This window comes from Massilia sp. 01N417 (assembly GCF_056399645.1).
This window is the reverse complement of record NZ_JBFTRS010000012.1, coordinates 16,848-43,583: the sequence shown is the minus strand read 5'-3', so window position 1 is coordinate 43,583 and position 26,736 is coordinate 16,848. Positions and strand designations below refer to the sequence as shown.

28 protein-coding genes are annotated in these 26,736 nt (G+C 69.8%); 19 read left to right on the top strand and 9 right to left on the bottom strand.

Annotated elements, in window-relative coordinates; translation table 11 throughout:
* Positions 1-8 precede the first annotated feature (8 nt).
* The gene (locus AC1DOQ_RS14310; protein ID WP_477365116.1) at positions 9-1,409 is read left to right on the top strand and encodes a nucleobase:cation symporter-2 family protein; all 1,401 of its coding nucleotides are present in this window, start codon (positions 9-11) and stop codon (positions 1,407-1,409) included.
* Here the strand turns inward: AC1DOQ_RS14310 and AC1DOQ_RS14305 are convergent.
* Positions 1,399-2,859, bottom strand: a complete 1,461-nt coding sequence (locus tag AC1DOQ_RS14305; protein WP_477365113.1) for a DUF3943 domain-containing protein — start codon at positions 2,857-2,859, stop codon at positions 1,399-1,401. The genes AC1DOQ_RS14310 and AC1DOQ_RS14305 overlap by 11 nt on opposite strands.
* 128 nt (positions 2,860-2,987) lie before the next feature.
* Here AC1DOQ_RS14305 and AC1DOQ_RS14300 point away from each other — a divergent pair, with 128 nt between their 5' ends.
* The 3 genes from AC1DOQ_RS14300 to AC1DOQ_RS14290 are packed head-to-tail and all read left to right on the top strand — an operon-like array spanning position 2,988 to position 4,647.
* The gene (locus AC1DOQ_RS14300; RefSeq protein WP_477365110.1) at positions 2,988-3,248 is read left to right on the top strand and encodes a hypothetical protein; all 261 of its coding nucleotides are present in this window, start codon (positions 2,988-2,990) and stop codon (positions 3,246-3,248) included.
* Positions 3,245-3,859: an ABC transporter ATP-binding protein gene (locus AC1DOQ_RS14295; RefSeq protein ID WP_477365107.1), complete on the top strand. Its 615-nt coding sequence runs from the start codon at positions 3,245-3,247 to the stop codon at positions 3,857-3,859. The genes AC1DOQ_RS14300 and AC1DOQ_RS14295 overlap by 4 nt, the downstream gene beginning before the upstream one ends.
* A complete protein-coding gene (locus AC1DOQ_RS14290) occupies positions 3,856-4,647 on the top strand; it encodes an ABC transporter permease (protein ID WP_477365104.1) in 792 nt (263 codons plus the stop codon). The genes AC1DOQ_RS14295 and AC1DOQ_RS14290 overlap by 4 nt, the downstream gene beginning before the upstream one ends.
* Here AC1DOQ_RS14290 and AC1DOQ_RS14285 read toward each other — a convergent pair.
* Complete coding sequence (locus AC1DOQ_RS14285) at positions 4,644-6,248, bottom strand: phytoene desaturase family protein (protein ID WP_477365101.1); 1,605 nt, start codon at positions 6,246-6,248, stop codon at positions 4,644-4,646. The genes AC1DOQ_RS14290 and AC1DOQ_RS14285 overlap by 4 nt on opposite strands.
* A gap of 290 nt (positions 6,249-6,538) precedes the next feature.
* Here AC1DOQ_RS14285 and AC1DOQ_RS14280 point away from each other — a divergent pair, with 290 nt between their 5' ends.
* Together AC1DOQ_RS14280 and rnk are read left to right on the top strand one after the other, a co-directional pair.
* Positions 6,539-6,712: a hypothetical protein gene (locus AC1DOQ_RS14280; RefSeq protein WP_477365098.1), complete on the top strand. Its 174-nt coding sequence runs from the start codon at positions 6,539-6,541 to the stop codon at positions 6,710-6,712.
* 39 nt (positions 6,713-6,751) lie between these two features.
* Complete coding sequence (gene rnk, locus AC1DOQ_RS14275; RefSeq protein WP_477365096.1) at positions 6,752-7,159, top strand: nucleoside diphosphate kinase regulator; 408 nt, start codon at positions 6,752-6,754, stop codon at positions 7,157-7,159.
* Positions 7,160-7,177: 18 nt separating this feature from the next.
* Here the strand turns inward: rnk and AC1DOQ_RS14270 are convergent, their stop codons facing one another.
* Positions 7,178-8,101, bottom strand: coding sequence for a LysR family transcriptional regulator (locus AC1DOQ_RS14270; RefSeq protein ID WP_477365093.1), 924 nt, complete (start codon positions 8,099-8,101; stop codon positions 7,178-7,180).
* A gap of 123 nt (positions 8,102-8,224) precedes the next feature.
* Here AC1DOQ_RS14270 and mdcA point away from each other — a divergent pair, with 123 nt between their 5' ends.
* The 10 genes from mdcA (at position 8,225) to AC1DOQ_RS14220 (ending at position 17,292) form a co-directional block, all read left to right on the top strand.
* A complete protein-coding gene (mdcA, locus tag AC1DOQ_RS14265) occupies positions 8,225-9,886 on the top strand; it encodes a malonate decarboxylase subunit alpha (RefSeq protein WP_477365090.1) in 1,662 nt (553 codons plus the stop codon).
* The gene (locus tag AC1DOQ_RS14260; protein ID WP_477365087.1) at positions 9,886-10,785 is read left to right on the top strand and encodes a triphosphoribosyl-dephospho-CoA synthase; all 900 of its coding nucleotides are present in this window, start codon (positions 9,886-9,888) and stop codon (positions 10,783-10,785) included. Before mdcA ends, AC1DOQ_RS14260 begins: the two co-directional genes overlap by 1 nt.
* 3 nt (positions 10,786-10,788) lie before the next feature.
* Positions 10,789-11,100 carry a malonate decarboxylase subunit delta gene (locus AC1DOQ_RS14255; RefSeq protein WP_477365084.1) on the top strand — a complete coding sequence of 104 codons (312 nt, stop codon included), beginning with the start codon at positions 10,789-10,791 and terminating at the stop codon, positions 11,098-11,100.
* On the top strand, positions 11,097-11,957 hold the full coding sequence (locus AC1DOQ_RS14250) for a biotin-independent malonate decarboxylase subunit beta (RefSeq protein ID WP_477365081.1): 861 nt from the start codon (positions 11,097-11,099) through the stop codon (positions 11,955-11,957). Before AC1DOQ_RS14255 ends, AC1DOQ_RS14250 begins: the two co-directional genes overlap by 4 nt.
* Positions 11,954-12,775, top strand: a complete 822-nt coding sequence (mdcE, locus tag AC1DOQ_RS14245; protein ID WP_477365078.1) for a biotin-independent malonate decarboxylase subunit gamma — start codon at positions 11,954-11,956, stop codon at positions 12,773-12,775. The genes AC1DOQ_RS14250 and mdcE overlap by 4 nt, the downstream gene beginning before the upstream one ends.
* Before the next feature lie 87 nt (positions 12,776-12,862).
* Complete coding sequence (gene madL / locus AC1DOQ_RS14240) at positions 12,863-13,264, top strand: malonate transporter subunit MadL (protein ID WP_477365074.1); 402 nt, start codon at positions 12,863-12,865, stop codon at positions 13,262-13,264.
* Between the two features lie 10 nt (positions 13,265-13,274).
* Positions 13,275-14,039, top strand: a complete 765-nt coding sequence (madM, locus tag AC1DOQ_RS14235) for a malonate transporter subunit MadM (protein WP_477326715.1) — start codon at positions 13,275-13,277, stop codon at positions 14,037-14,039.
* Positions 14,040-14,047: 8 nt separating this feature from the next.
* Positions 14,048-14,716, top strand: a complete 669-nt coding sequence (locus AC1DOQ_RS14230; protein ID WP_477365071.1) for a malonate decarboxylase holo-ACP synthase — start codon at positions 14,048-14,050, stop codon at positions 14,714-14,716.
* Entirely contained in the window at positions 14,713-15,642 is a 930-nt protein-coding gene (gene mdcH / locus AC1DOQ_RS14225; protein WP_477365068.1) for a malonate decarboxylase subunit epsilon, read from the top strand. Before AC1DOQ_RS14230 ends, mdcH begins: the two co-directional genes overlap by 4 nt.
* 117 nt (positions 15,643-15,759) lie before the next feature.
* Positions 15,760-17,292 carry a DHA2 family efflux MFS transporter permease subunit gene (locus AC1DOQ_RS14220; RefSeq protein WP_477365065.1) on the top strand — a complete coding sequence of 511 codons (1,533 nt, stop codon included), beginning with the start codon at positions 15,760-15,762 and terminating at the stop codon, positions 17,290-17,292.
* Here AC1DOQ_RS14220 and AC1DOQ_RS14215 read toward each other — a convergent pair.
* Together AC1DOQ_RS14215 and AC1DOQ_RS14210 are read right to left on the bottom strand one after the other, a co-directional pair.
* Positions 17,289-18,605: an MFS transporter gene (locus AC1DOQ_RS14215; RefSeq protein ID WP_477365061.1), complete on the bottom strand. Its 1,317-nt coding sequence runs from the start codon at positions 18,603-18,605 to the stop codon at positions 17,289-17,291. The two genes, AC1DOQ_RS14220 and AC1DOQ_RS14215, sit on opposite strands and share 4 nt — an antisense overlap.
* Positions 18,606-18,691: 86 nt before the next feature.
* On the bottom strand, positions 18,692-21,250 hold the full coding sequence (locus tag AC1DOQ_RS14210) for an alpha/beta hydrolase family protein (protein ID WP_477365058.1): 2,559 nt from the start codon (positions 21,248-21,250) through the stop codon (positions 18,692-18,694).
* A 156-nt stretch (positions 21,251-21,406) separates the two neighbouring features.
* On the opposite strand from AC1DOQ_RS14210, the gene AC1DOQ_RS14205 reads away from it, so the two are divergent.
* A complete protein-coding gene (locus tag AC1DOQ_RS14205; RefSeq protein WP_477365056.1) occupies positions 21,407-23,032 on the top strand; it encodes an ATP-binding domain-containing protein in 1,626 nt (541 codons plus the stop codon).
* A 10-nt stretch (positions 23,033-23,042) separates the two neighbouring features.
* Here AC1DOQ_RS14205 and AC1DOQ_RS14200 read toward each other — a convergent pair whose 3' ends face one another.
* The 3 genes from AC1DOQ_RS14200 to AC1DOQ_RS14190 form a co-directional block, all read right to left on the bottom strand.
* Positions 23,043-24,074 carry a helix-turn-helix transcriptional regulator gene (locus tag AC1DOQ_RS14200; protein WP_477365053.1) on the bottom strand — a complete coding sequence of 344 codons (1,032 nt, stop codon included), beginning with the start codon at positions 24,072-24,074 and terminating at the stop codon, positions 23,043-23,045.
* 67 nt (positions 24,075-24,141) lie between these two features.
* A complete protein-coding gene (locus AC1DOQ_RS14195; RefSeq protein ID WP_477365050.1) occupies positions 24,142-24,789 on the bottom strand; it encodes an SGNH/GDSL hydrolase family protein in 648 nt (215 codons plus the stop codon).
* A gap of 11 nt (positions 24,790-24,800) precedes the next feature.
* Entirely contained in the window at positions 24,801-25,274 is a 474-nt protein-coding gene (locus tag AC1DOQ_RS14190; protein ID WP_477365047.1) for a putative molybdenum carrier protein, read from the bottom strand.
* Positions 25,275-25,406: 132 nt separating this feature from the next.
* Here AC1DOQ_RS14190 and AC1DOQ_RS14185 point away from each other — a divergent pair, with 132 nt between their 5' ends.
* Both AC1DOQ_RS14185 and AC1DOQ_RS14180 read left to right on the top strand, forming a co-directional pair.
* On the top strand, positions 25,407-25,607 hold the full coding sequence (locus AC1DOQ_RS14185) for a hypothetical protein (protein ID WP_477253256.1): 201 nt from the start codon (positions 25,407-25,409) through the stop codon (positions 25,605-25,607).
* Positions 25,608-25,619: 12 nt separating this feature from the next.
* Positions 25,620-26,132 (top strand): YqiA/YcfP family alpha/beta fold hydrolase, encoded by a 513-nt coding sequence (locus AC1DOQ_RS14180; protein WP_477365044.1) that lies wholly within the window; start codon positions 25,620-25,622, stop codon positions 26,130-26,132.
* On the opposite strand, the gene AC1DOQ_RS14175 is transcribed toward AC1DOQ_RS14180, so the two are convergent.
* Positions 26,106-26,735, bottom strand: coding sequence for a hypothetical protein (locus AC1DOQ_RS14175; RefSeq protein WP_477365041.1), 630 nt, complete (start codon positions 26,733-26,735; stop codon positions 26,106-26,108). The two genes, AC1DOQ_RS14180 and AC1DOQ_RS14175, sit on opposite strands and share 27 nt — an antisense overlap.
* Between the last annotated feature and the right edge of the window lies 1 nt (position 26,736).

The following is a 26,736-nucleotide window of genomic DNA, read 5'->3' as shown; positions in this document are numbered from 1 at the left end:
CCGCGCCCATGAACACACGACCGCCGCTGCACGCCGCCACGCACTCCCATCCCGCCCCCGACCTGGTCCTCGGACTCGAAGACAAGCCCCGCGCCATGGTCGGCATCCTCGCCGCCCTCCAGCACCTGCTGGCGATCATCGTCCCCATCGTCACCCCCGGCCTCCTGATCTGCCAGTCGCTGGGCGTATCGGCGCGCGACACCAACCTGATCGTCTCGATGTCGCTGGTGGTGTCCGGGATCGCCACCTTCGTCCAATGCCGCCGCTTCGGTCCCTTCGGCGCCGGACTCCTGATCGTGCAGGGCACCAGCTTCAACTTCGTCGGCCCGCTGATCGCCGGTGGCACCCTGATGGTCAAGCAGGGCACGCCGGTCGAAGCCGTGATGGCGGCGATCTTCGGCGTGGTGGTGGCCGGCTCCTTCATCGAAATGGGCGTGTCGCGCATCCTGCCCTTCATCCGGCGCATGATCACGCCGCTGGTCACCGGCATCGTGGTGCTGATGATCGGCCTGACCCTGATCAAGGTTGGCCTGATCAGCATGGGCGGCGGCTTCGCGGCGATGTCGAATGGGACCTTCGCCAACGGCGAGAACCTGCTGCTGTCCGGCGTGGTCCTGGCCATCATCGTGGTCCTCAACCGCATTCCGGTGGTGTGGATGCGCAGCGGCGCCATCATCATCGCGCTGGCGGTCGGCTATCTGCTGGCCGGCTCGCTGGGCCGCCTCGACTTCACCGGCATGCACGAAGCGGCCTGGTTCCAGGTGCCGCGCCCGCTGCACTTCGGCCTGAGCTTCTCGTGGTCGCTGTTCATCCCGATGATCGTGATCTACCTGGTGACCTCGCTCGAAGCGATCGGCGACGTCACCGCCACCAGCAAGGTGTCGCGCGAACCGGTCGAAGGCGAGACCTGGATGCGGCGCATCAAGGGCGGCGTGCTGGTGAACGGCGCCAACTCCCTGCTGGCGGGCCTGCTGAACACCTTCCCCAGCTCGATCTTCGCCCAGAACAACGGCGTGATCCAGCTGACCGGCATCGCCAGCCGCCACGTCGGCATGTGGATCGCCCTCTTCCTCGTGGTGCTCGGGCTGTTCCCCAGCGTGGCCGGCGTGATCCAGGCGGTGCCGGAACCGGTGCTGGGCGGCGCGGCGATGGTGATGTTCGGCGCGGTGGCCGCGGCCGGCATCAACATCCTGGCCAGCGTGCACCTGGACCGCCGCGCCCTCCTGATCATTGCCGTGTCGCTGGCGCTGGGCCTGGGCGTGTCCCAGGTGCCGGAATTCCTGGCCCACATGCCGTCGGCCCTGCGCCACGTGCTGGAGTCGGGCGTGGCCACCGGCGGCATCTGCGCGGTGCTGATGAACTGGTTCCTGCCTGCCGCTCACGTCGAGCGCGACAGCCTCACCAGCTGACGGCGCCCATGCGGCGGCCCGGTATCCAGGTGTAGTACAGGCCGACCGAGTCGTAGCGCTGCTGCCGCTCCGCCACGTTCGGGAAGGAGAACTTGCGGCGCGTGGTCAGGTACTTGAGCGTGACCGCATGCGGTCCCGAGATGCGGTAGGTCAGCGCAGCGTCGCCGCGCAGCACGCGGTCGCTGCCGCCCTTGTCAGGGCTGGTGATCTTGCCGTCGACGAAGGCGCTCGAACTCAGGTCCAGCGAGAAGCGGTCGCCGCCGATCAGGCGCAGGCCCAGATTGGTCTGGGGTGCGACGCCGTAGTGGTACTGGCCGCTGGAGTTGGCGCGGGTGGTGCCGGTGGCGGTGTAGCCGACGCCGGCCGAGAAGTGGCCCTGCAGCGCCAGGCCGTCGGTCAGCCACAGCTGGGCGTTGCTGCCCAAGGTGACGCCGGTGCTGGCGATCCGGAACAGCTGCGGCGACAGGTAATCGTAGCTGCCGTAGATCCCGGCCACGCCGCGCAGGATGGATCCGGACGCATACGGCGCGCCGAACAGCAGGCCGCGCGAGCTCAGGCTTTCGACGCCGTTCACGTTCGACACGCGGGCCCGGAACAGGAAGTAGTCGAAGGGCTTGTGATAAGTATAGCCATCCTTGCCGGGCAGGCCGTATTCGAGCGCGAAGTCGGCCGCCACTTCCCGGCGCTTGGTCGCCAGCGAGGGGCCGACGTTGCTGCTGGTCGGGCTGCTTGCGCCCAGCTGCAGGCGGCCGTAGGTGGCCGGGACGGCACCGGCCCACAACGCCGCGGCGCGCCGTGCACGCCCGCTCTGGCGGTTGTAGCCCAGCGCCGGCGACACCACGGCGGCGCCGGTCTCGCGCAGCAGCGGCGCCGAGCCGTCGCCGCGGTCCAGCACCAGGTTCGCCATCCGGTACAGGGCTTCGCCGAGGAAGCTGCCGCCGAAACTGGTCGTGATCTGGTCGTTGCGGGACGGCTGCGTGGTCTCGCCGGCGATCTCCCACACGGCGCTGCCGCCAAAGGCATAGCCGAGCGACTCCCAGAAAGTCAGGCCGTTGCTGCGCGCGATGTTGAAGTAGACCGAACCCTGGTAGGGGTGGCCCAACTGGTTGATCTCGAAGGGATCGCGGTCCTCGACCCAGCTGCTGTGCAGGTTGCGGCGGATCGAGCCGACGCTGACGCCGTAGTCGTCCGGCTTCACGAAGGCATGGTCGATGCGGTTCAGGGCGACCTGGAAGGCGAGGATTTCCAGCGCCGCCGCGCCATAGCTCTTGTAGGGGCGCGGGTCGACTTCCGGAGGGTGCTGGATGGTGGCCGGCTTCGGCACCGCGAGCGGGTCGGCGGCCGGTTCGGCCGGCGCGACGAGCTGGGCCTGGGCACTGCCGGCAGCGAGTGCCAGCAGCAGTGCACGGGCGCGGCCACGCGCGCGGCAGGATGTGGCGGATGCGTTCATTTCCCTCCAAATTCGGTACGATGCAAATATTGGTATAAATATAACGATTGCAGGCGGACCGTGTCGCACGCGCCGTCCGTGATACAACAGCCGGGCCGGCACTGGCCGGGTGATCGATGGGAGAAAACATGCTGAAGCTGGAGAATATGGATGGCGAGCGCGTCGAGCGCCTCGGGACACTGGCCGCACACGTGGTCGAACAGGCGCTGGCGTCGGGACTGAGCTGGGACGAGGCCGTCCTCGCCTTCGGGATCGCGGCCAAGGCGATCGCCGCCAAGGCCGCCGACCAGGGAGGCGGCAGCATGGAACAATGCGCGGCCCTGGCCGAACGCCGGCTGAAATCCGGCATGGACCAGAGCGCCGACGTGCTGCGGGCCTGGCTGCGTTGAGCGCGCCCTCTCCCCTGCTGTGCGCGCGCGGCCTGCGCTCGCACTCCGGCGGCCCCTTCGACTTCGAGGTCCGGGCCGGCGAATGCGTGGCCATCCAGGGGCCGTCCGGGGCCGGCAAGAGCGTCCTGCTGCGCATGCTGGCCGATCTCGATCCGCACGAAGGCGAGGTCCTGCTCGACGGCCGCGCCGGCAGCGCGATGCCGGCGCCCGCATGGCGCTCCCAGGTGGTCTACCAGGCCGCCGAACCGGCGTGGTGGGAAGCCAGCGCCGGCGAACATTTCGCGCCTGCACAGCGCGGCTTCGTCGAGGAAGCGATGGCGGCGCTACACCTCTCCACGGGCCTGCTCGACACCGAGATCGAGCGCCTGTCCACCGGCGAGCGCCAGCGCCTGGCCCTGGTCCGTTCGTTGGCCACGCAACCGCGCGTACTGCTGCTGGACGAGCCGACCGCGGCCCTCGATCCGGACTCGGTGGCGCGCGCCGAAAGCCTGCTGGCCGCGCGCCTGGAAGATGGCATGGCGATCCTGATCGTGACCCACTCGGCCGAACAGGCGCAGCGTATGGCGCACCGCAGCTTCCGCCTCGAACAAGGAAAGCTGAGGACCGCATGAATGCCATCCACCTGGGCGCCTGGGACCTGCTGGCGGCCGCCCTCCTGATCCTGCTCGACGCCGCACTGTCGCTGGCGCTGCGCCTGGGCGTGCACCGCCAGATCGTGGTCGCGGCGGTGCGGATGGTGGCGCAATTGGCCATCGTCGGCCTGGTGCTGCGCAGCGTGTTCGCCAGCGCCTCCCCGGCCGCAACCGCCGCCGTGATCCTGTTCATGATCGGCGCCGCCGCGCGCGAAGTGGCGACCCGTCCCAAGCAGCGCCTGAAGCGCCACATGAACTACCAGATCAGCGCGGCGGTGGTCGCCTGCGCCGGCTTCGCGACCGTGCTGCTGGCCCTGACCACGGCGGTGCGGCCCGAGCCCTGGTATGCGCCGCGCTATGCGATTCCGCTGATGGGCATCGTGCTGGGGAGCGTGCTGAATGCGGCCTCGCTGGCCCTCGACGGCATCCTCGACGGCGTGGTGCGCGAACGCGGCCGCATCGAGGCGCGGCTGGCGCTGGGCACGCCCTTCCGCGAGGCGATCGGGCCGCTGGTGCGCAACGCCACGCGGCGCGGCATGATCCCGGTGGCGAACCAGATGTCGGCCGCCGGCATCATCACCCTGCCCGGCATCATGACCGGCCAGCTGCTGGCGGGGATGGATCCGATGGAAGCGGTCAAGTACCAGATCCTGCTGATGTTCCTGCTGGCCGGGGCCAGCGGCCTGGCTTCGGCGGGGGCGGCGCTACTGGCGGTGCGGGCCTTGAGCGACGAGCGCCAGCGGCTGCGGCTGGACCGGCTGCGCTAGCGCCGGCCGCGCCGCGCCAGGTCCCGCAGCACCTCGCGCGCCGCATTGTGGCCCGGCGCCCCGGTGACGCCGCCGCCCGGATGCGTTCCGGCGCCGCAGGTGTAGAGCCCCTTCAGCGGTCCGCGGTAGTCCGCATGGCCCAGCATCGGCCGCGCCGCGAACAGCTGGTCGAGCCCCAGCGCGCCGTGGAAGATGTCGCCGCCCACCAGGCCGAAGGTGCGCTCGAGGTCGAGGGGGCTCATGATCTGGCGGCCCAGCACCGAGCGCTTGAAGTTGGGCGCGTAGCGGTCGACGGTGGCGATCATCAGGTCGGCCACCTGTTCGCGGTGCTGGTCCCAGCTGGCGCCATCGGGCAGCTGGGGCGCCACGTGCTGGCAGAACAGGCTGGCCACGTGCAGGCCGGGCGGCGCCAGGCTCGTGTCGAGGGTCGACGGGATCAGGAGTTCGACGATGGGTTCGCGCGCCCAGCCGAGGGCGCGGGCGTCGTGGTAGGCGCGTTCCATGTAGTGCAAGGTCGGCGCGATGACGATGCCGCTGGCGTGGTGTTCGGCCATCTGCCGGCCGGGCAGGCAGCTGAAGTCGGGCAGCTCGGACAGCGCCACGTTCATGCGGAAGGTGCCGGAGCCGCAGCGCCAGGCCTGCATGCGCCGTAAAAAATCGCCCGGCAGCGCGGCGGGATCGACCAGCCGGGTGTAGAGCAGGCGCGGATTCAGGTTCGACACGACCACGCGCGCATCGAGGCGCTCGCCGGCCGCGGTGACGACACCGGTGGCGCGGCCCTTGTCCAGCAGGATCTCGCGCACGGCGCAGCCGGTACGGATCTCGACGCCGCGCGCCCGCGCCGACTTCGCCATCGCCTGGGTGATGGCGCCCATGCCGCCGATCGCATGGCCCCAGGCGCCCTTCTTGCCGTTCACTTCGCCGAACACGTGGTGCAGCAGCACGTAGGCGGATCCCGGCGTGTAGGGACTGGCATAGTTGCCGACCACGCTGTCGAAGCCGTAGGCGGCCTTGATCGGCGCGCTCTCGAACCAGCCGTCCAGCACGTCGCCGGCCGATTTGGTGAACAGGTCGAGCAGTTCGCGCTGGGTGTCCACAGGCAGCCGGGCCAGGCGCTTACCCAGCGTGCCGGCCTTCAGCAGTTCCGGCAGCACGTTCATCCAGCCGCCCTGCACCCGGTTGGGCGGCGTCTGCAGCACCAGTTCGCGCAGCAGATCGGCGGCGGCGTCGAGGTGCCGCGCGTAGGCGTCGAGGCGTTCGGCGTCGCGCGGCGAGAATTTCGCCACCTCGGCCGCCGTCCTGCCGGCGCCGACCTTCAGGTAGCGCGACTCGTCCAGCGGCAGGAAATTCGAGAGCGGGCGCTCGACCACGCGCAGGCCATGGCCGCCCAGGTCCATCTCGCGGATCACCTTCGGGTTCAGCAGGGAGACGGTGTAGGACGCGACCGAGTTGCGGAAGCCCGGATGGAATTCCTCGGTCACCGCGGCGCCGCCGACCACGCCGCGCTGCTCCAGCACCGTCACCTTCAGCCCGGCGCGGGCCAGGTAAAAGGCGCACACCAGGCCATTGTGGCCGCCTCCGACTACGATCGCATCGCGCATTCTCGCCTCCGTGGCACGCGGGGTCTTGAAAATCCGGCAATGTGGGCTAATATACAGGCTGCTCAGCAGATGGCAAACCACCTACCCGGCCAACATGACCCGACGTCACACCTTTTCCTCTTCGAGCGGCCTGTCCTTCCAGACGCCGCGTCACCTCGCCCGGCTTCATTAAGCTCGGCAAGGGCCTCTTGCGCCGCTTGCCGAGCTCCAGACAATCAAACGTTTTTTGCCGCCCGATTCATGGGGCGGCTGTCGACTATCGTCCCACGGGACCGGATGGAGGTAAGCACATGAAGAGTTTTAGAAAAATACGGCATATCGGCGAGCGCATGCCGTCGATGCGGCGGCCACTGGGATACCGCTCCCTGAACGACCTGCTGGCGCGCCGGCGCCGGGTGCGCAAGCGCATCGGCGTGGCAGTGGCCATGTTCCTGTCGATCGGGCTGTTCCTGGTCGAATTCTAATCACGGCGCGAATCACGGCGCACAGTCGAGGAGCACGAGATGAACCCGAACATCACGATGTCGAAGACCGATTTCAACCGCATCGACCTGATGCTGGAAAACCTGGCCCCGCTACGCATGCCGGGCAAGGATGCGCTGTCGAACGAGCTGCTGCGGGCCAGGATCGTCGAACCATGGGAGGTGCCGCCGATGGTGGTGACCATGTATTCGACGGTCCGCTTCCGCATCGACGGCCGCGGTCCGGCCCTGTGCAGGAGCCTGGTCTATCCCCAGGATTCCGGACGGCGCGCCGATACCCTGTCGGTATTGTCGCCGATCGGCAGTGCGCTGCTCGGCCAGTCGGAAGGCGACCGCTTCGCATGGGTGCAGGCGGATGGCGCCGAGCTCGCGGTGGAGGTGCTGGAGGTGGTGTACCAGCCCGAGCGGGCCGGGGACTACCACCTGTAGTCACGGGGACGGGGACGCTCAGCCCGGTGGCAGGTCGTCCCTGCGCGTCCCGTACATCCGGCATTCGGCGGCCAGCGCCAGCAGGTTCGGATCGCGCTCGCGCGAGCGCGACAGCAGCAGGGTGATGGTCTGGCGCGAGCCGTAGCGGGCGTCCAGCGGGATCAGGTCGATGCGGCTGCTGAAGCCGGCCACGCGGCCGGGCAGCAGGCTGTAGCCCATGCCGCCGCCGACCAGGTTAATCAGCGAGAAGATGTCGCCGACCCGCATGATGGTCTCGGGCACGTAGCCGGCCTGCTGGAAAGCGTGGTCGAAGCTGTCCGAGGTGACGAAACCGCCGCCCAGGGTGATGAATTTTTCGCCGCGCAGCTCGCGCAGGTCGACGTAGTCGCGGCCGGCGTAGGGCGACTCGCGTGGCGCCGCCAGGTGGACGTCATCGTCGAACAGGGGCACCGCCAGCAGTTGCGGATCCTCGACCGGGGCCTGCAGGCCGATCACGATCGCATCCAGCTTCCCTTCCGTCAGGCTGCGCAGCAGTTCCTGGTTCGAGCCCAGGGTCAGGTCGATCTGCAATTCCGGACGCCGCATCTTCAGGCCCATCAGCAGTTGCGGCACGCAGCGCAGGGTCAGCGAATACAGCGAGCCGATCTTCATCCGGCTGCCCGCCACCCCGGCCAGTTCGCGCGCCTTGCGAATGCCCTCCTCGGTTTCCTCGACCGCGCGCTGGGCGTGGCGGGCGAAGACGAAGGCGGCCGGCAGCGGCGCCAGGTTGCGGCCCTCGCGGCCGAACAGCGGGCAGTGCAGTCCCTCCTCCAGCGAATGCAGGGCGCGGTGCACGCTGACCGTGCTCTGGCCCAGCTCTTCCGCCACCTTGGCCAGGCTGTGCAGGCGCATGAAGGCCAGGAAGACCTCGAGCTTCTTGAGGGTGATTTCGTCGTCGATCATGGCGCAAGCTTAGCGCAAATCATTAACTTGAGAGTAAACGTTCGTTATGCATGTTGATTGAAACGCCAGGCAGCCCTGCCTATGCTGGGACCAGACTCTCATATTCCAATGTAAGGAGACAGCATGGGAAGCATAGCCCCTCAGCCGCGGCAGTGGGACACGCGGCGCCAGGAAAAGCAGCGCCGGATCGCCAGGGTGGCCCACCTGGCCGACGGCCCGGTGCTGCAGAGCGGCCGCCTGGTCGAGGCGCTGGAACAGCTGGTCGTCAGCGGCGACCGCGTGGTCCTCGAAGGGAATAACCAGAAACAGGCCGATTTCCTGGCCCGCAGCCTGGTGCAGGTCGACCCCGAGCGGGTCGGCAAGCTGCACATGATCATGCCCAGCGTGAGCCTGCCGGAACACCTCGACCTGTTCGAGCGCGGCATCGCCAACAAGCTCGATTTCGCCTTTGCCGGTCCGCAGAGCCTGCGCATCTCGCAGTTCCTGCAGGAGGGCACGCTGCAGGTGGGCGCCCTGCACACCTACGTCGAACTCTACGCCCGTCTTTACGTCGACCTGGCGCCGAACGTCGTGATGGTGGCCGGCTACAAGGCCGACCGCGCCGGCAATCTGTACACCGGCCCCAGCACCGAGGACACGCCGGCGCTGGTCGAAGCGGCCGCCTTCCGCGACGGCATCGTGATCGCCCAGGTGAACGAAATCGTCGACGATCCGAAGGACCTGCCGCGGGTCGACATCCCCGGCTCCTGGATCGACTTCGTGGTCCAGTCGGACAAGCCCTTCTACATCGAGCCGCTGTTCACGCGCGACCCGCGCCTCATCAAGCCGGTCCACATCCTGATGGCGATGATGGCGATCCGCGGCGTCTACGAACGCCACCAGGTGCAGTCGCTGAACCACGGGATCGGCTTCAACACGGCGGCGATCGAACTGCTGCTGCCGACCTATGGCGAACAGCTCGGCCTGAAGGGCAAGATCTGCCGCAACTGGACCCTGAACCCGCACCCGACCCTGATCCCGGCCATCGAATCCGGCTGGGTCGAGAGCGTGCACTGCTTCGGCGCCGAGCTGGGCATGGAAGCCTACACGGCGGCCCGCCCCGACATCTTCTTCACCGGCCGCGACGGTTCGATGCGCTCGAACCGCGCCTTCTGCCAGCTGGCCGGCCAGTACGCGGTCGACCTCTTCATCGGCTCGACCCTGCAGATGGACGGCCTCGGCAACTCCTCGACCGTCACCCACGGCCGCCTGACCGGCTTCGGCGGCGCGCCGAACATGGGCCACGACCCGCACGGCCGCCGCCATGCGACCCCGGCCTGGCTCGACCTGGTCGAAACCGACGATCCCCTCGCCCGCGGCAGGAAACTGGTCGTGCAGATGGTCGAGACCTTCCAGGACGGCAGCGCGCCCACCATCGTCGAGTCGCTGGATGCGGTCGATGTCGGCAAGGACTCCGGCATGCCGCTGGCGCCGGTGATGATCTACGGCGACGACGTCACCCACGTGCTGACCGAGGAAGGCATCGCCTACCTGTACAAGGCGCGCTCGCTGGAAGAGCGCAAGGCGATGCTGGCGGCGGTGGCCGGCGTCACGCCGATCGGCCTGCGCCACGATCCGAAGCAGACCGCCCGCATGCGCGAGCAGGGCCTGATCGCCCTGCCCGAGGACATGGGCGTGCAGCGCGGCCAGGCCACCCGCTCGCTGCTGGCGGCCAAGAGCATCGCCGAACTGGTCGACTGGTCCGGCGGCCTGTACGATCCGCCGGCCAAGTTCAGGAGCTGGTAATGACGGCGCTGAATCCATTACGGCAGCATGGCGCGGCCGGCCTTGCGGACGGGTTGACCACACGCCTGGCCGAGCTGGCCGTCGACGCCCTGGTCGACGAAGCCATGCTGACCCCGAAACCGGGCCTGGTCGACATGCGCGGCAGCGGCGCCCACAGCGACCTCACCTGGCTGCTGATGTGCCGCTCCGCCCACGCGCTGCGGCCGGCCTTCCTGCGGATGGCGCAGGCCGGCGTCTCGATCCAGGATGCGACGGCGGTGCGCCGCGAGATCGGCGCCATCGGCCGCGAGGCGGAAGGACTGATGATGGCAGCCACCGGCGGCGTGAACACCCACCGCGGCGCGATCTGGGCACTGGGCCTGCTGGTCACCGCCGCCGCGCGCCACCCGGGCAAGGCGGACGCCGCGGCGATCGCCGGCGGCGCCGGCCTGCTGGCCCGCATCGAGGATCCCGATGCGCCGGCCAGCACCGGCAACAAGGGCGAACTGGCCTGCCGCGAACACGGCGTCGGCGGCGCCCGCGGCCAGGCGAAAGCCGGCTTCCCGGCCGTGGTACGGCTGGCGCTGCCGATGCTGCGGCTGTCGCGCGCACGCGGCGACAGCGAAGCCCAGGCGCGCGTGAACGCCCTGCTGGCCGTGATGGCCCGACTGGACGACACCTGCCTGCTGGCGCGCGGCCGCCGCAAGGCCCTCGACGCCACCCAGGCCGGCGCGCGGCGCGTGCTGGCGCTGGGCGGCATCGGCACGCCGAACGGCCGCAAGGCCCTGCGCGCCCTGGAGACGCGCATGCGCCTGCTGCACGTGTCGCCGGGCGGCGCCGCGGACCTGCTGGCGGCGGCGCTGCTGCTGGACGCCATTGAACAAGGCAGCGAAACAGAACAGTCGCAAGGAGACGAGTAAATCATGGAAAGACTGCAATTCGAATTCGGCGCCGGCCAGCCGCTCGGCGGCCGCACGGTGGCCGGGGTCGTGGCCTCGGGCGACCTCGAGGTCCTGCTCGAGCCGGGCGATGCGGGCCGCACCACGGTGGCGGTGCAGACCTCGGTGGACGGCTACGGCGGCACCTGGAAGGCGCTGCTGGAACGGGTACTGGGGCCCGGCAGCCTGCCGGCCGCACGCATCGAGATCAACGACAACGGCGCGACGCCGGGCGTGGTGCGGATGCGCATCGAGCAAGCTTTCGAAGAGGTGACGCAAGGAGGAACCACGCCATGAGCACCGGCATCGATCAATTCCTGAAGCGCGACAGCTTCATCGAGCGCGGCGCCCGCAGCCGCGCCCAGGCCCTGCTCGATCCGGGCAGCATGCGCGAACTGGCCGGTCCTTTCGAGCGCCTGCACTCGCCCTGGCTGGCGATGCAGAAGCTGGTGACCCAGGCCGACGACGGCGTGGTGGTCGCCAAGGGCAGGCTGGACGGCCACCCGACCGTGGTGCTGGCCATCGAAGGCGCCTACCAGGGCGGCAGCATGGGCGAGATCGCCGCCGCCAAGATTGCAGGCGCGCTGGAACTGGCGGCGCGCGACAACCTGCGCGGCATCCCGACCCGGGCCGTGATCCTGTTCGAGACCGGCGGCGTGCGCCTGCAGGAAGCCAACCTGGGCCTGGCCGGCATCGCCGAGATCCAGTCGGCCATCGTCGACCTGCGCCGCTACCAGCCGGTGATCGGCGTCAGCACGGGCACGGTGGGCTGCTATGGCGGCATGTCGATCGCCGCCGGGCTGTGCTCTTACCTGGTTCTCACGCGCGAAGCGCGGCTCGGCCTGAACGGGCCGCAGGTGATCGAGCAGGAAGCCGGCGTCGCCGAGTTCGACGCGAAAAAGCGCGCCCTGATCTGGGGCCTGACCGGCGGCGAGCAGCGCGTCGCCACCGGACTGGCCGACGCCTGCGTGGCCGACGACACCCATGACATCCGCGCCACCGTGCTGCGCCTGTTCGCCCAGGGCGTGCCGGCCGAGCACCGCAGCGAACGCGCCGACCACTACCTGGCCTGCCTGCGGCGTGTCGACACGCGCGAACAGGCGACGCCGGACGACGTGCGCGCAATCTACAACCCGAGCCAGGGAGACGCATGATGGAACAACAGAAGCCCACCCGCGGCGCCATGTGGCTGCGCCTGCTCACCGGCGGCGCCCGCCCCGTGCATGACTGGGCCGCCGTCCAGGTCTGCGATGCCGTGCTGGCCGGCCAGCCGGCGCGCTATATCGCCGTGGTACCCGATCCGGACAACCGCTTTCCGCGCGCCCGCAACGGCGAGGTCGGCCTGGTCGAAGGCTGGCAGCTGGCCAAGGCGGTGCAGGAAGTGGTCGCCATGGACCGCGAGGCATCCGTAAAACGTCCGATCGTCGCCGTGATCGACGTGCCGAGCCAGGCCTATGGCCGGCGCGAGGAAGCCTTCGGCATCCACCAGGCCCTGGCCGGCGCCGCCGGCGCCTATGCCCAGGCGCGCCAGGCCGGCCATCCGGTGATCGGCCTGGTCGTCGGGCTGGCGATGTCGGGCGCCTTCCTGGCCCACGGCTACCAGGCCAACCGCCTGATCGCGCTGGACGACCCGGCCGTGATGGTGCATGCGATGGGCAAGGCCTCGGCGGCGCGCGTGACCCTGCGCTCGGTCGAGGCGCTGGAAAAGCTGGCCGCCACCGTACCGCCGATGGCCTACGACATCCGGAGCTTCGCCTCGCTGGGCATCCTGTGGAAGGTGCTGCAGCTGAACGACCTGGCGCTGCCCGAAGAGCGCGACATCACCCTCGTCCACGCCACCCTCGAAGCGGCGCTGGCCGACATCCTGGAAGACCGCGAACGCGACCTTTCCGGCCGGCTGAACGGACAGCACCGCCAGGCTTCGCGCCGCGTGCGCGAACTGCTGCAAGCGCAGTGGGAGGATGCCGACTGAGGACCGCCGCGTGAACCCCGCGGGACGCCACCAATAACAAGATCCGGCGCCCGCCCCATTTTCTTGGACGAAGTACAGGAGACAGACATGATTATCTATGGAACCGCATTGCTGGCCGTATGCCACCTGCTCGGCATCTTCCTGGGCGACCTGCTCGGGACGCTGCTGGGCGTCAAAACCAACGTCGGTGGGGTCGGCATCGCCATGATCCTGCTGATCTGCGCGCGGCTCTGGCTGCACAAGCGCGGACTGATGCCGCAGACCACCGAGATGGGCGTGGGCTTCTGGGGCGCGATGTACATCCCGGTGGTGGTGGCGATGGCCGCGACCCAGAACGTGGTCGCGGCCCTGCGCGGCGGCCCGGTGGCCCTGCTGGCCGCCGCCGGCAGCGTGCTGGTATGCGCCTGCTTCGTCTCGCTGATCAACCGTACCGAACGCAACGTGCCCGAGGCGCAAGCCAAGGCACATGCCGCGCCGCATCGCGCCTGAGGAGACGATCATGTTGGAACTGCTCGAAAAAACCGCAAAACACAATGGCCTCGTGCTGGCTTTCGCCCTGGTCGGCGTGGTGATGATCGTCTCCATGCAGCTGTCGAAGCGTCTCACCTTCGGCCGCGTGCACGGCTCGGCCATCGCCATCCTGATCGGCCTGATCCTGGCCTACTGGGGCGGCATCCAGACCGGCGGCCAGAAAGGCCTGGCCGACGTTTCGCTGTTCGCCGGCGTCGGCCTGATGGGCGGCGCCATGCTGCGCGACTTCGCCATCACCGCCACCGCCTTCGAAGTGCAGGTGGTCGAGGCGCGCAAGGCCGGCCTGGTCGGCGTCGCCGCACTGCTGCTGGGCACCGTGCTGCCCTTCATCGTCGGCGCCTGCGTGGCCTGGAGCTTCGGCTACCGCGACGCCGTCAGCATCACCACCATCGGCGCCGGCGCCGTCACCTACATCGTCGGCCCGGTAACCGGCGCGGCAATCGGCGCGCCGTCCGACATCATGGCGCTGTCGATCGCCACCGGCCTGGTGAAGTCGATCATGGTGATGGTCGGCACGCCGGCGGCGGCACGCTTCCTGCGCCTGCGCACGCCGCGCTCGGCGATGGTGTTCGGCGGCCTGGCCGGCACCGTCAGCGGCGTCTCGGCGGGCCTGGCGGCCACCGACCGCGCCCTGGTACCCTACGGCGCCCTGGTCGCGACCTTCCACACCGGCCTCGGTTGCCTGCTTGGCCCCTCGCTGCTGTTCTTCGCGACCCGTTCGCTGGTGGGCTGAAGATGAACATGCCCGGGTTTCGGCCCCAGGCGCACGACCTGCTGTTCCTGCGCCATCCCGACACCTTCGAAGCCTGCGCCTGCGACACCCGGCCCGGCTGGCTGGACGCGGTCTGGCTGCAGGAAGCGCCGGTGGTGGTGCGGCGCGCGGCGGCCGGGCCGGACCGGGTGGCGGTCGGCGCGCGCGGCCTGCAGCGCAGCGAGCGCTGCGCCGGCCACATCTCCCTGGCCGGCATCGCACGCAGGATCACGCCGCGACAATTGGCGCAGGACCTGCTGAATGAGCCGGGCCGCGTCGAGGGCTGCGCGGATACCCTTCCCTGCATCGCCGCCCTGCTTGCGCTGGCGCCGCGCCTGCGGGACCTGGACCTGGAGTGGGGACCGGCCGGCGGCACCGGCTTCTGGCTGGCCAGCGGCCTGCCGGTCTTGCGGCCGACCAGCGACCTGGACCTCGTGGTGCGGTCGCCGCAGCCCCTGCCGCCCGCCTTGACGGCCGAGTTATGCGCCATGCATGACCACATCGGCTGCCGCATCGACCTCCAGATCGACACCGGCGCCGGCGGCTTCGCGCTGGCGGAATACGCGCGCGGCGGCAAGACCATGCTGAAGACCGACCACGGCCCGCGGCTGGTGGACGACCCCTGGGAGCCGCAGCCGGCGGCGAGCGAGGCGGCATGAGCGTCCTGTTCACCTTCCCCGGCCAGGGCGCGCAAAAGCCCGGGATGCTGCACACGCTCCCGGATCATCCGGAAATCGCGCGCACGCTGGCCGAGGCCTCCGCCGCCCTGTCGCGGGACGTGCTGGCGCTGGACGGCGAAGACGCGCTGCGCTCCACGGTGGCGGTCCAGCTTTGCCTGCTGGTGGCCGGCGTCGCCATGGCGCGCCTGCTGGCGGCGCACGAGGCGGGGCCGAAGATGGTGGCCGGCCTCTCGATCGGTGCCTGGCCGGCGGCGGTGGCGGCCGGCGTCCTGGCTTTCGGCGACGCGGTCCGCCTGGTCGAGCTGCGCGGACGCCTGATGGAAGACGCCTGGCCGCACGGCTACGGCATGACGGCGATCGGCGGCCTGACCCGCCAGCAGCTCGAGCCGCTGGTAGCCAAGGTCCATGGCCCCGGCAGCGAAGTCTACCTGGCCAACCTGAATGCGCCGCGCCAGATCGTGATCGCCGGCGCCGACGCGGCCCTCGATGCGGTGGCCGCGCTCGCACTCGGCCAGGGCGCCCAGCGCGCCGAACGCCTGGCGGTGCCGGTGCCCTCGCACTGCGAACTGCTGGACGAGCAGGCACGCACCCTGGCCTGCGCCATGGACCAGGTGGCGCTGGAACGTCCGCGCATCGCCTCGATCAGCAGCAGCCTGGCGCGCGCCCTGTTCGACGGCCGCCGCATCGGCGCCGACCTGGCCGCCAACATGGCGCGGCCGGTCCTGTGGGCGGATACGGTGCGCCACGCCTGGGAGCGCGGTGCGCGCCTGGCGGTGGAAATGCCCAGCGGTTCGGTGCTGACCAAACTGACCGCGCCGGAGTTTCCGGACGGGGTGGCGATCAGCTGCGAAGGCACGCGGCTCGACAGCCTGGTCGCGGCCATACGGCAGGCAAGAAACGCCTGAGACCGGGAAGTTCGGGCGGCGCCCAAACCGGCGCGCCAAGTGCTAGAGTTGGAAGATGGATGCCGACTCGATAGCTGTGTTCGCGAACGCGGTCCGCCCGCCATATGGGGGGCCGCGATGAAGGATGGCGGCCCGGCTTGCGCGCCGGCGGCGCGGGTGTGGGTGCTGGCCAACAGCATCCTGGCGTCCGGCATGGTGTTCATCGACGGCACCGTCGTCAACGTGGCCCTGCCGGCCCTGCAAAAGGAGTTCAACGCCGGGGTGGCGCAGGCCCAGTGGGTGATCGAATCCTATACCCTGCTGCTGACCGCCCTGCTGCTGCTCGGCGGCAGCCTGGGCGACCGCTACGGGCGGCGCCGGGTATTCGCCGTCGGCGTGCTCATCTTCGGCGCCGCCTCCGCCGTGTGCGGGCTGGTGAGCGGCATCCAGCAACTGATCTGGGCCAGGGCGCTGCAGGGCGTCGGCGGCGCCCTGCTGGTGCCGGGCAGCCTGGCGCTGATCAGCGCCTCCTTTCCGGAGAACATACGCGGCCGCGCGATCGGCACCTGGTCCGGCTACAGCGCCATCACCGCCGCCCTCGGCCCGGTCCTGGGCGGCTTCCTGATCGAACACGTATCCTGGCGCCTGGCCTTCTGGATAAACCTGCCGCTGGTGGCGATCGTGCTCTTCCTCACGTTCCGGCATGTGCCCGAAAGCCGCAGCCCGGAGGCGCCGCGGCGCCCGGACTGGCTGGGCGCCCTGCTCGTCAGCGCGGCCCTCGGCTGCCTCGTATTCGGCCTGATCGAGTCGTCCACGCGCGGCTGGGGCGATGCCGCCGTGATCGCGGCCCTGCTGCTGGCGCCGCCAGCGTTCGGCGCCTTCGTCCTGGTCGAGCTGCGGCATCCGGCGCCGATGCTGCCGCTGGGCCTGTTCCGCTCGCGCGATTTCAGCGGCGCCAACCTGCTGACCCTGCTGCTGTATGCGGCGCTGGGCGGCCTGATGTTCTTCCTGCCGCTGAACCTGATCCAGGTGCAGGGCTATTCAGCCACCGCGGCCGGCGCCGCCCTGATGCCCTTCGTCCTGCTGATGTTCTCGCTGTCGCGCTGGGCGGGCGGCCTGGTCGACCGCTTCGGCGCCCGCGGTCCGCTGGTGGTCGGACCGGCCATCGCGGCCGCCGGCTTCGCCCTGTTCGCCCTGCCCGGCATCGGCGGCAGTTACTGGCGCACCTGGTTGCCGGCCGTGCTGGTGCTGGGCTTCGGCATGACGGTCACGGTGGCGCCGCTGACGACCACGGTCATGAACACCCTCGATGCGGGCCGCGCCGGCCTGGCCTCCGGCGTCAACAATGCGGTGTCGCGCGCGGCCGGCCTGCTGGCGATCGCCCTGCTGGGCATCGTGATGAGCCAGGCCTTCGACCGCGCCCTGGCGCAGCGCTTGAACGAGCTGACGCTGCCGGCCCCGCTGCGGGTGGAGGTCGAGGCCCAGCGCGGCAAGCTGGCGGCGATCCGCCTGCCCGCCGCGACGCCGGCGGGGGCAAGGCAGGCCGTCGAACGCGCCGTTGCCGAGTCCTTCGTCGCCGGCTTCCGCCGGGTGATGGCGCTGTCGGCGCTGCTGGCGCTGGCGTCGTCGCTGGGCGCCTGGCTCATGATCGGCGGGAAGCGGCGCTCTTAATCCAGGCTACGGTTGCGGGATTCGACGTCCACGCACAGCACCGCGACCGCGCCGGCCGCCAGGAAGGCCGCCAGCATCACCAGCGACAGCGTGAATCGCGTCGCCATCACCGGCGCCACGATCGCCGGCGCGAACAGGCCGCCGAAGCGCGCCAGGGCGCCCGCCGTGCCCATGGCGCTGGCGCGCAGGCCGGTCGGATACACTTCGGGCGTGAAGGCATACAGCGCGCCCCAGGTGCCCAGCAGCGCAAAGCTCATCAGCAAAGTCGATCCGACCACCACCAGGGTGGCGCTGCCGAAGCTGTAGAACATGCAGCCGGCGGCGCTCAGCAGGAGGAAGCCCACCAGGGTCGGCTTGCGCCCCCAGCGTTCGACGCCATAGGCCGACAGCGCAAAGCCGGGCAACTGCACGAGCGCCAGCAGGATCAGGAATTCCTGGCCGCGCATGAAACCGAAGCCCTGGGCGCTCAGCCGCACCGGCAGGTAGACGAACACGCCGTAGTACGCGATCGAGATCAGGGCCCACGCGAGGAACAGGCAGATGCTCCTGCGGCGCAGGCCGGCGGAAAACAGCGCCAGCAGCGAGGTCCGCGCCGGCGGTTCCGGACGCAGCTCGGGAATCGCGCCCTCTCGTCCATTCACCCTGGCGACCCGCTCCAGCACCGTGCGCGCCTTGTCCGGCATGCCGTTGCGGTTCAGGTACATCGGCGATTCCGGCACGTAGAGCCGCAGGACGACGCCGACCAGCGCGGGAATGCCGGTGACGAAGAAGATCACGCGCCAGGCGTCGTCGCCCCAGCGCAGCGCCAGCAGGGCCAGCACCGCCAGCAGCAGGGTGCCGACCGCCCAGAAGGATTCGAGCAGCACCAGCCAGCGGCCGCGCCGGTCGCTGGGCAGGAATTCGGCCATCATCGTGTAGTCGACCGGCAGGGTGCCGCCGACGCCGATGCCGGTCAGGAAGCGCAGCGCCAGCAGCCAGCTGAAGTCGGGCGCGAAGCTCGACGCCACGCCGAAGCAGGCATCGATGACGACCGCGCCCATCAGCACCGGACGGCGCCCGATCCGGTCCGCCAGGCGCCCGAACACGAAGGCGCCGACCAGCATGCCGATGAAGAACAAGGTCCCGGTCTCGAGCGCCTTCGGCATGGCGATGCCGAAGGTCCGCGCGATCGAGGGCGCGCTGAAGCCGATCGACAGCACCTGCATGGCGTCGGCCATCCAGACCAGGCCGAAGATGACGAACAGCCGGTACTGGAAGCGGCCGACGCCGGCGGCCTGTATGCCCTGCTCGACGGTCGCGGGTATGGTGGACATCTGCTGGCTCTCCAAGGTGCGCGATTGCGCGATGGTTCTTGAAGCCTGCCGAAGCAGGCTTTTCGATGTCCCGGCGGACCGGCGGATCAGCGACTGGCCGTCTGCGTCGCCGCGCCCGCCGGTGCGGCGTTCTTCACGTACTTGTCGAACCAGCGCAGCATCTCGTAGACCAGCTGTTCGTTCGACTCGCGCGCCGCGTACCAGTGCGGCTCGTGCGGCAGCATCACCAGGCGGGTCACGCCGCCGTTGCCGCGGATCGCTTCATACAGCTTGACCGACTGCAGCGGCGTGGTGCCCGGATTGGCGTCGTCGGCGCCGTGCACCAGCAGCAGCGGGGTCTTCAGCTTGTCCGCGTAATAGAAGGTCGAGGCCTTGGTGTAGACGTCCGGCGCTTCCCACACAGAGCGGCGCTCGTTCTGGAAGCCGAACGGGGTCAGCGACTTGTTGTAGGAGCCGCTGGTGGCCACGCCGGCCTTGAACAGGGTCGAATGCGCCAGCAGGTTGGCGGTCATCAGCGCGCCGTGGCTGTGGCCGGTCACGCCGATGCGGTCCGGATCGGTCACGCCCAGGCGCACGGCTTCGTCGACGGCCGCCTTGGCATTCGCCACCAGCTGCTCGGTATAGGTGTCGTAGGCCTTGCGCGGATCGCCGACGATCGGGAAGGCGGCGCTGTCGATGATGGCATAGCCCGACAGCAGCAGCAGGCGGTACTGGCGCAGGCGGGTGAAGGTGGCTTGCGAGCCGGTGGTCTGGCCGGCCTTGGACGCGTCGGCGTAGTCGAGCGGATAGGCGTTCAGGATGGTCGGCAGGCGCGTGCCTTCCTTGTAGCCCGGCGGGGTGTACAGGGTGAAGGACAGCTCGATGCCGTCGGCGCGCTTGTACTTGACCAGGCGCTTCTTGATCTCGCGGACCTGCGGGGTCGGATCAAGCAGATGGGTCAGCGCCGCGCTCGACGAGGCATAGCCAGGCTCGCCGGCGGCGGCCGGGGTGGCGGCGCCCAGGGTGCGCACGAAGGCGTTCGGGGTTTCGGTGGCCGACTGGTACCAGGTCAGCAGGCGGCCGGTGTCGTTGCCGGCAAAGCCGATGAACTGCTCGTATGAAGTCTTACTGCTGCGGAACAGGCGCTCGGCCTGCTGGGTCTTCAGGTTGAATTTGTCGAGGAAAGGACGGTCGCCGTCCGGCGACGAACCCGTGCCCGACAGGAAGATGCTGTCGCCGTCGACGCGGATCACCGGGAAGCCGTTGGCCAGCTGGCGGCGCACCGGGCGGCCCGGATCGGCGTACTTCTCGTCGCTCGACATGTCCCAGATCAGGCGGCGCGAGTTCTGTGCATCGTCGACGTTGATCTGCCAGGTGCGGACCCATTTGCGGTTGACGTCGTAGTCGCTCAGCAGGGCCACGCCCGGCTGCTCGCTCCAGGCCAGGCCGCCAAAGCGCTGCTGGGTGCGGGTGATCTCGCTTGGCGCGCCATTGAACGGCGCCTTCAGCATCATCAGCTTGTCGCGCTCGGCCGCCTGCACGTTCGGATTGCCGCCGTCCAGCGCCTCGGCCCAGACCAGGGTCGCCGGTTCAAGCGGACGCCAGCTGAAGTTGCGCGGACCGGTCGGCACGCCGCGGTTCGGCACGCGGTCGGCCAGCGGCAGCGCGGCGATCTCGCGCACCACCGGATTGGCGCCCTTCGCCGTACGCTGGCCCAGGTCCCAGATATCGATCTGTTTCGGGAAGCGGTCGAAGGTGGTGACGTAGGAATACGGGGTGCGGATCTCGACCACGACGGCGTGGCGGCCGTCCGGCGCCACATCGAGTTCCTCGTACATGCCCGGCTTGCCGACCGGCGTGAGCTTGCCGCTGGCGGCGTCCACCAGCGCCAACTGGGACGTGCCGTAGTAGTTGAACAGCTCTTCGTCGTAGCGGTTGCGCAGGGTGTCGCGGTTTTCGTAAGTGCTGCTCTGGCCGGTTGCGCCGATCGATTCCTGGATGCCGGGGCCGGCGGCGCCCGGCGCTTCCGGCGGTGGCGCCTTGCGGGCCGGCACCAGCTTGACCAGCAGGGTCTTCTGGTCGGGCATCCACTGCACCTGGTCGCCGAACATCTGGTTCAGGCGCACGCCCGGCAGGCGGCGTACCGCGCCGGTCTTGGCGTCGCCGACCCACAGCTCGGCCGCTTCATTGGTGATGTTCTCGAAGGCGAAACGCTGGCCGTCCGCGCTCCACACCGGGCGGCGCGGGCAGGCGCCGGCCGGCAGCTTGACCTTCACCTGCCTGCCGTCGGCAACCTGCACCAGGTCGATCGCGCTCACGCAGGGCGGGATGCCATAGCCGCCCGGGGTGTCGTGCTGGCTGTGGTTGCCCGGTTCGATACGCACCCCGGCCAGGCGCAGGAAGGGCGTGCCCACCTTGGCGATCGACGGGTATTCCTCCATGGTGATCAGCATCAGCTTGTCGCGGGTCGGGCTGAGCGAGGGCGACGGCGGCGGCGGCGCGCGCATGACGTCGAGGATTTCCTTCGGCGGCTGGTTGTAGGCGCTGGCGGCGGCCGCGCTGGCCGGGGACTGGGCCGTATTGGCCGGCGCCGCGATCGCGGCCGTCGTCATGCCGATCGCGAGCGTCGTGCTCGCGAGGGCGTACGAGAGATGTTTTCCCTGCATGGCGATTCTCCGTCTTATCAATTCATGAATACACGGAAAAGCTTGCCATCCGCGCACGTGAAATCGCACATTGCCATAAAAATATCTCTCGGGCAAGGCTGGGCAAGGCCGGCAACTTTATTGATAATAGGAAAGTTCTTTACTTTGCCGTGTGCCATGGCCACCGTTTCTCCCAACCTGCTTCCGCCCCTACGCGTCGATGGCGGCCGCTTCCGCGAACTCGAAGTCCTCGAGCGCCTGCGCGACCACCTGCCCGCCGGCTTCGACGTCTTCCACAACATCGCCCTGCATACGCTGAGCGGCGGACGGGACTGCTATGGCGAGATCGACATCGCGGTGCTGTCGCCGGCGGGCGCGCTGCTGCTGCTGGAGGTGAAGGCCGGCGCGGTGGTGCTGCGCGACGGCGGGATCTTCAAGCTCTACGGCAACGGCGAATCCGACGTCGCCCGCCAGGGCCGCCTGCAGCGCGTCGCCATGCAGAGGCGCCTGCAGGAAGCGGGGCTCGACGCCACCGTGATGAGCTGCCTGGTCCTGCCCGACTACGAGCTCGGCGATGGCCAGCTGATCTCGATGCCGCGCGAACGCATCATCGACGCCGCCCGCTACGGCCAGATGGTGTCGACGGTGCGCGGCTGGCTGGACGAGGCCAGCCGCGGCGCCGACCGCGACGCCTTGCGCCGCCTGCTGCTGAACCAGTTCCGCGTCACACCCGACCTGGCGGCGATGCGCGACCAGCTGCAGGGCGCGGTGCGGCGGCTGTCGGACGGCCTGGCGACCTGGGTGCCGCGCATCGAGGCGCCGTCCGGGGTCTACCGCATCCAGGCCACCGCCGGCTCGGGCAAGACCCAGCTCGCCATGCAACTGCTCGAAGACGCGGCCGGCGCCGGCCTGCGGGCCAGCTACGTCTGCTTCAACCGGAGCCTGGCCGACCACGTGCGGCGGCTGGCCTCGCCGAAAGTCGAGGTCGTCAACTTCCACGAACTCTGCGTCGACCATTTCCGCCGCGTGCACGGCGAGCCGGATTTCTCGCCCCGCGGCTTCGAGCGCACCACCGCGGCCTACCTGGAGGCCAGCCCGGGCTTCGCGCCCTCCCTCGACCTGCTGGTCATCGACGAAGCCCAGGACTTCGACGCCGCCTGGGTGGCAAGCCTGTGCGGCCGCCTGCGCCCCGGCGGCAAGCTCTACGTGCTGGAGGACGAATCCCAGCGCCTGTACCAGCACGAAGGCTTCGAGCTGGCCGAGGCGGTCACGATCCGCTGCAGCGACAACTTCCGCAGCCCGCGCGCGATCTGCGACACCATCAACGCCTTCGGCCTGGTCGATCCGCCGGTCCGCAGCCTGAATCCCTACCCCGGCGAGCTGCCGGGCATCCGCAGCTACGGTTCCGACGAGGCCTTGCTGGCCCAGACCGAGGCCGCCGTCGCCGCGCTGCTGGCGCGCGGCTTCGCGCTGGCCGACATCGCGGTCGTCTCCGGACGTGGGCGCGAGCGCTCCGCCCTGCTCAACCGGGCCGGCATCGGCCCGTGGCGCACCCGCCGCTTCACCGGCGAATACGACCGCAACGGCGAGCCGCGCTGGAGCGAGGGCGAGCTGCTGGTCGAATCGGTCTACCGCTACAAGGGCCAGAGCGCGCCGGCGGTCGTGGTCACCGAATTCGACTTCGCTATGCTCGACGACGCCGCGCGCCGGCGCCTGTTCGTGGCCCTGACGCGGGCGCAGATGGCGGTGGAGCTGGTGCTGTCGGCGGCGGCGGAACGCTGCCTGGCGGCCGCGATGGGCTAGACGCCGGGGCCTAGGCGGCGACGGCTTCCGGATTGGCGGCATAGGCCGCCGCCATCCGCTGCGCGATCCCGGCCAGTTCCTCGCGCAGGCCGGCCGGCTCCTGGATCACGACGCCGTCGCCGAAGCCGAGCAGCCACCACACCAGTTCGCGGGTATGCGGCACCGTGGCCGTCAGCTGCAGCCGGCCATCGCCATCGGCGGTGAGCACCTGGTCGGCGCTGAGCGGCGTCTCGAACAGGTGCTCGCCGGCGGTGCGCGTGAAGAGCGCCCGCAGCCTGACCGGCGCGCCGGCGATGACGCCGAACTGGCCGGAAGCGATATAGTCATCGATGTCGAAACCGGGATTCCGGCGCGCCGGTTCGTACAGCACCTCGGCCTGCTGCACCCGGTGCAGCGCGAGGGTGCGCACGTCGTCATAGCCGGCGAACATGCAGACCAGGTAGACCAGGCCGCCGCGCTGCACCACGGCCAGCGGATGCACGGACGGGTAGATGGTGGCGGCCTCGGCGTCGCGCTTGCGGTAATGCAGCTTGAGCTGGCGGTCCTGCATCAGCGCCAGGTAGATGCCGCGCTGGCAGTCGTCGTCCAGGCGCGGCGGCAGCAGCGGCTGCTGGGGCGGCACGCTGCGGACCTTGTCCAGCCAGGCACGCGAGGGGGTGTTGTCGTCCACCGTCGACAGGGTGCGGGCGGCGGACTGGAAATGCGGGCGCAAGGCATCGACCGCGCTGGGCGGCAGGTGGTGGCGCAGGTGCTGCTCGACCAGGGTCAGGGTCAGGGCTTCCGGCAGGGTCAGGCCGGGCAGGTCGAAGCTCGAGGCGTCGCGCAGCCAGCTCCAGCCATAGGGCTTGTCGCGGTTGTCGACGGCGATCGGGAACACGTTCGACAATTCCTTCAGGTCGCGCTCGACGGTCCGCTTGGTGACGTTGAAATCGGCCGCGCACAGCCGTTCGCACAAGTCCTTGGCCGAGACCTTGGCGGGCGCGCGCGGCACCATGCGCAGCATATGCCACTGGCGCAGGAGGGATTGCTGGTTGGTCGGCATCGGAAATCCATGCTTGGTTCAAAATCCCATGTTACCAAAAATATTGCCAACCGGAAATCCCGTGCGCTCAGGATGGGGCGCCATACACGACCGTCCGCGGGGCCGCCGGATCCTGTTCGCGCACCAGTTGCGCGATCGCGGCAGCGATCTTCGCGCCGCCCTGCGCCGAGGGCTCGATCGGCGAGACCGGCGAATAGTCGCCGGCTTCGCCGCAGACCAGGCGCAGGTCGAGTACCGGCAGCCCGTGCACGGCCGCCTCGCGCAGGATCACGTCGTTGAAGGGCGCCAGCGCGGTGCGCAATCCCGGATCGAGGCCGGGTACGCCATCGTAGATCGTGGCCACGGCCACCGGCTTCCGCCTGGACAGCACGACGTTCAGCATGCGCCGGTAGTCGCGCCGGAAGCCGGCCTGCCAGTCGGCCAGCAGGCTCGCCGCCTCGATCACCGAGCCGACCCTGGACTGCATCGCGCCCACCAGGTCGAGCACGTCGTTGCCGCCGCAGCTCACCAGCAGCCAGTCGGCCGCCTGCGGCAGCGAAGCCAGGCGCGCCACCTGCCCCACCATGTCGGCCAGCACCGCGCCGTCGCGGGCCAGCAGCGAGACGCGGTGGCTGCCTGCCACCAGCGACTCCAGCTGCGCCTGGACTTCGGTCCCGGCGGGCACGTAGGGGGCGTTATCGAAGATCGAATCCCCCAGCAGGACGATATGCGCCATCTCCGGCTCCTTCACCGTTGTATGGCCTGCGACAGCACCTGCCGCACCAGTTCGCCGATCCCCGGCGCCGACGATTCGCGCTTGCCGGCCACGTTCAGGACCTTCACGCCATGCCGCGCCAGGAAGCGCGCGACGTATTTCGGATGGACGCCGGGACGTACTTGCAGCCAGGGCTTGCCCAGGCTGTCCGCGAAGGCGGCGGTGCGTTTCGAACCGCCGTCGAGCCGGTCGTCGAGCGTGAAGATCAGGGTGGCGTCGCTGTCGCGCACATTCCATTCGGTGCGCTGCAGGTAGGCGCTGGCCGGGGTCTCCTTCAGCCGGTAGCGTTCCGGCAGCACGCCGTCCTCGGTCTTGCGGCCGCGCGGGCACCAGCCGCCGTGCGGGATGCCCTGTTCGATCGCCCAGTCGAGCGCCGCGCGGTCGGCGCCGGTCTGTCCGCCGGCAACCACCATGAAGCCGTCGCCGGCCACGTAAACCTCATCCATGCCTGTTCCTTTCTATTCGACGAGCCGACAGTCTGGGGCTGGCCGCGACAGGCGGCGTCGCATGCGCGCTGCGACACCGCCTGTCGCCGCCGGCCCTACATTGGCCGGACCCCGCCCCCACCAGGAGAAACGATGAGCAGACAAACCCTGACCGATGCCCGCTACCACACCATCGGCTACATCGACACCGCCGCCGACGGCAAACAGACCGCGAGGGACGCGCGCCACCACGTCGTCGGCTATTATGATCCGCGCAGCGACACCACGCGCGACGCGCGCCACCACCTGGTCGGCCATGGCAACCTGCTGGCATCGCTGATCGCCGGCCGCTGAAGGAGAACACCGATGACCCGAGGACTGGTCCATTTCATGCACGGGAAGGAAAGCGGCCCGGCCGGCAGCAAGATCGTCGCCCTTGCCGCCGTGGCGCAGCAGCACGGCTGGGACACCGCCTCCCTCGACTACTCGCACACCACCGATCCGGCGGCCCGGCTGGCGCAATTGATGGACGCCTGCGCCGGCGTGCGCGGTCCGCTGCTGCTGGTCGGGTCGAGCATGGGCGGCTGGGTCGCGGCCGAAGCTTCCATGCGGCTCGGCGCGCGTGGCGTCTTCCTGCTGGCGCCGGCCCTCGGCATCCACGCCTACCCGAGCCAGGAACCGGCAGTGCCGGCCGCGCGCACCGAGATCGTGCACGGCTGGGACGACGAGGTCATCCCCTGCGGGAACGCGATCCATTTTGCGCGGCTGCGCGGCTGCACCCTGCACCTGGTGCAGGGCGACCACCGCCTGAACGCCCGCATTCCCCTGCTGCGCGAGCTGTTCGGCGCCTTCCTAGCACGCTGCGGCGCGCCCGCCTGAGGCCTGGTCCGCCAGCGGATGCAGGATGAAGGCCTGGCCTTCGTCCAGTTCGAAGAAGACTTCGCCCTCCGGATGCGGCGCCGCCAGCGGGGTCCAGAGCGTGACCCTGGCCGCGGCGCTCTCCACCACCTCGGCCAGCAGCGGCTCGCGCGCCATCGCCGCGCGCAGTTCCTCCCGGCTCAGGCCCGGCACGAACAGCGGCGCCAGCGCCAGCTTGCGTTCGAGCGGCGCCTCCGCCCAGCCATCCTTGCGCAAGGCGCCCAGCACGGCCTGCTGCACCTTCTCGACATCCGGGTGGTAACGCGCATCCTTGACGCCGATCTGCAGCAGGCACGGGCTGCCCACCAGCTCCAGCCGGCAGGCCACGTAGTCTTCGCGCCTGGTCTCGCCCTGGCTCGCACCCTCGAGCGCCAGGGCCGGCGTCGGGCTCGCACACACGCAGTGGCGGCGCGACGGCATGCCGTCCGGGCGCGTGAATTCCCAGATGTTGTCGACCACGAAGGGCACGTTGGATGGCAGGCGGCGGCCGGCGCGGCGCGTGAACGGGACACCGGTCCTGAGGGTGCTGCGCGCTTCGGCGCGATAGAGGGTAAGTTGCGACATG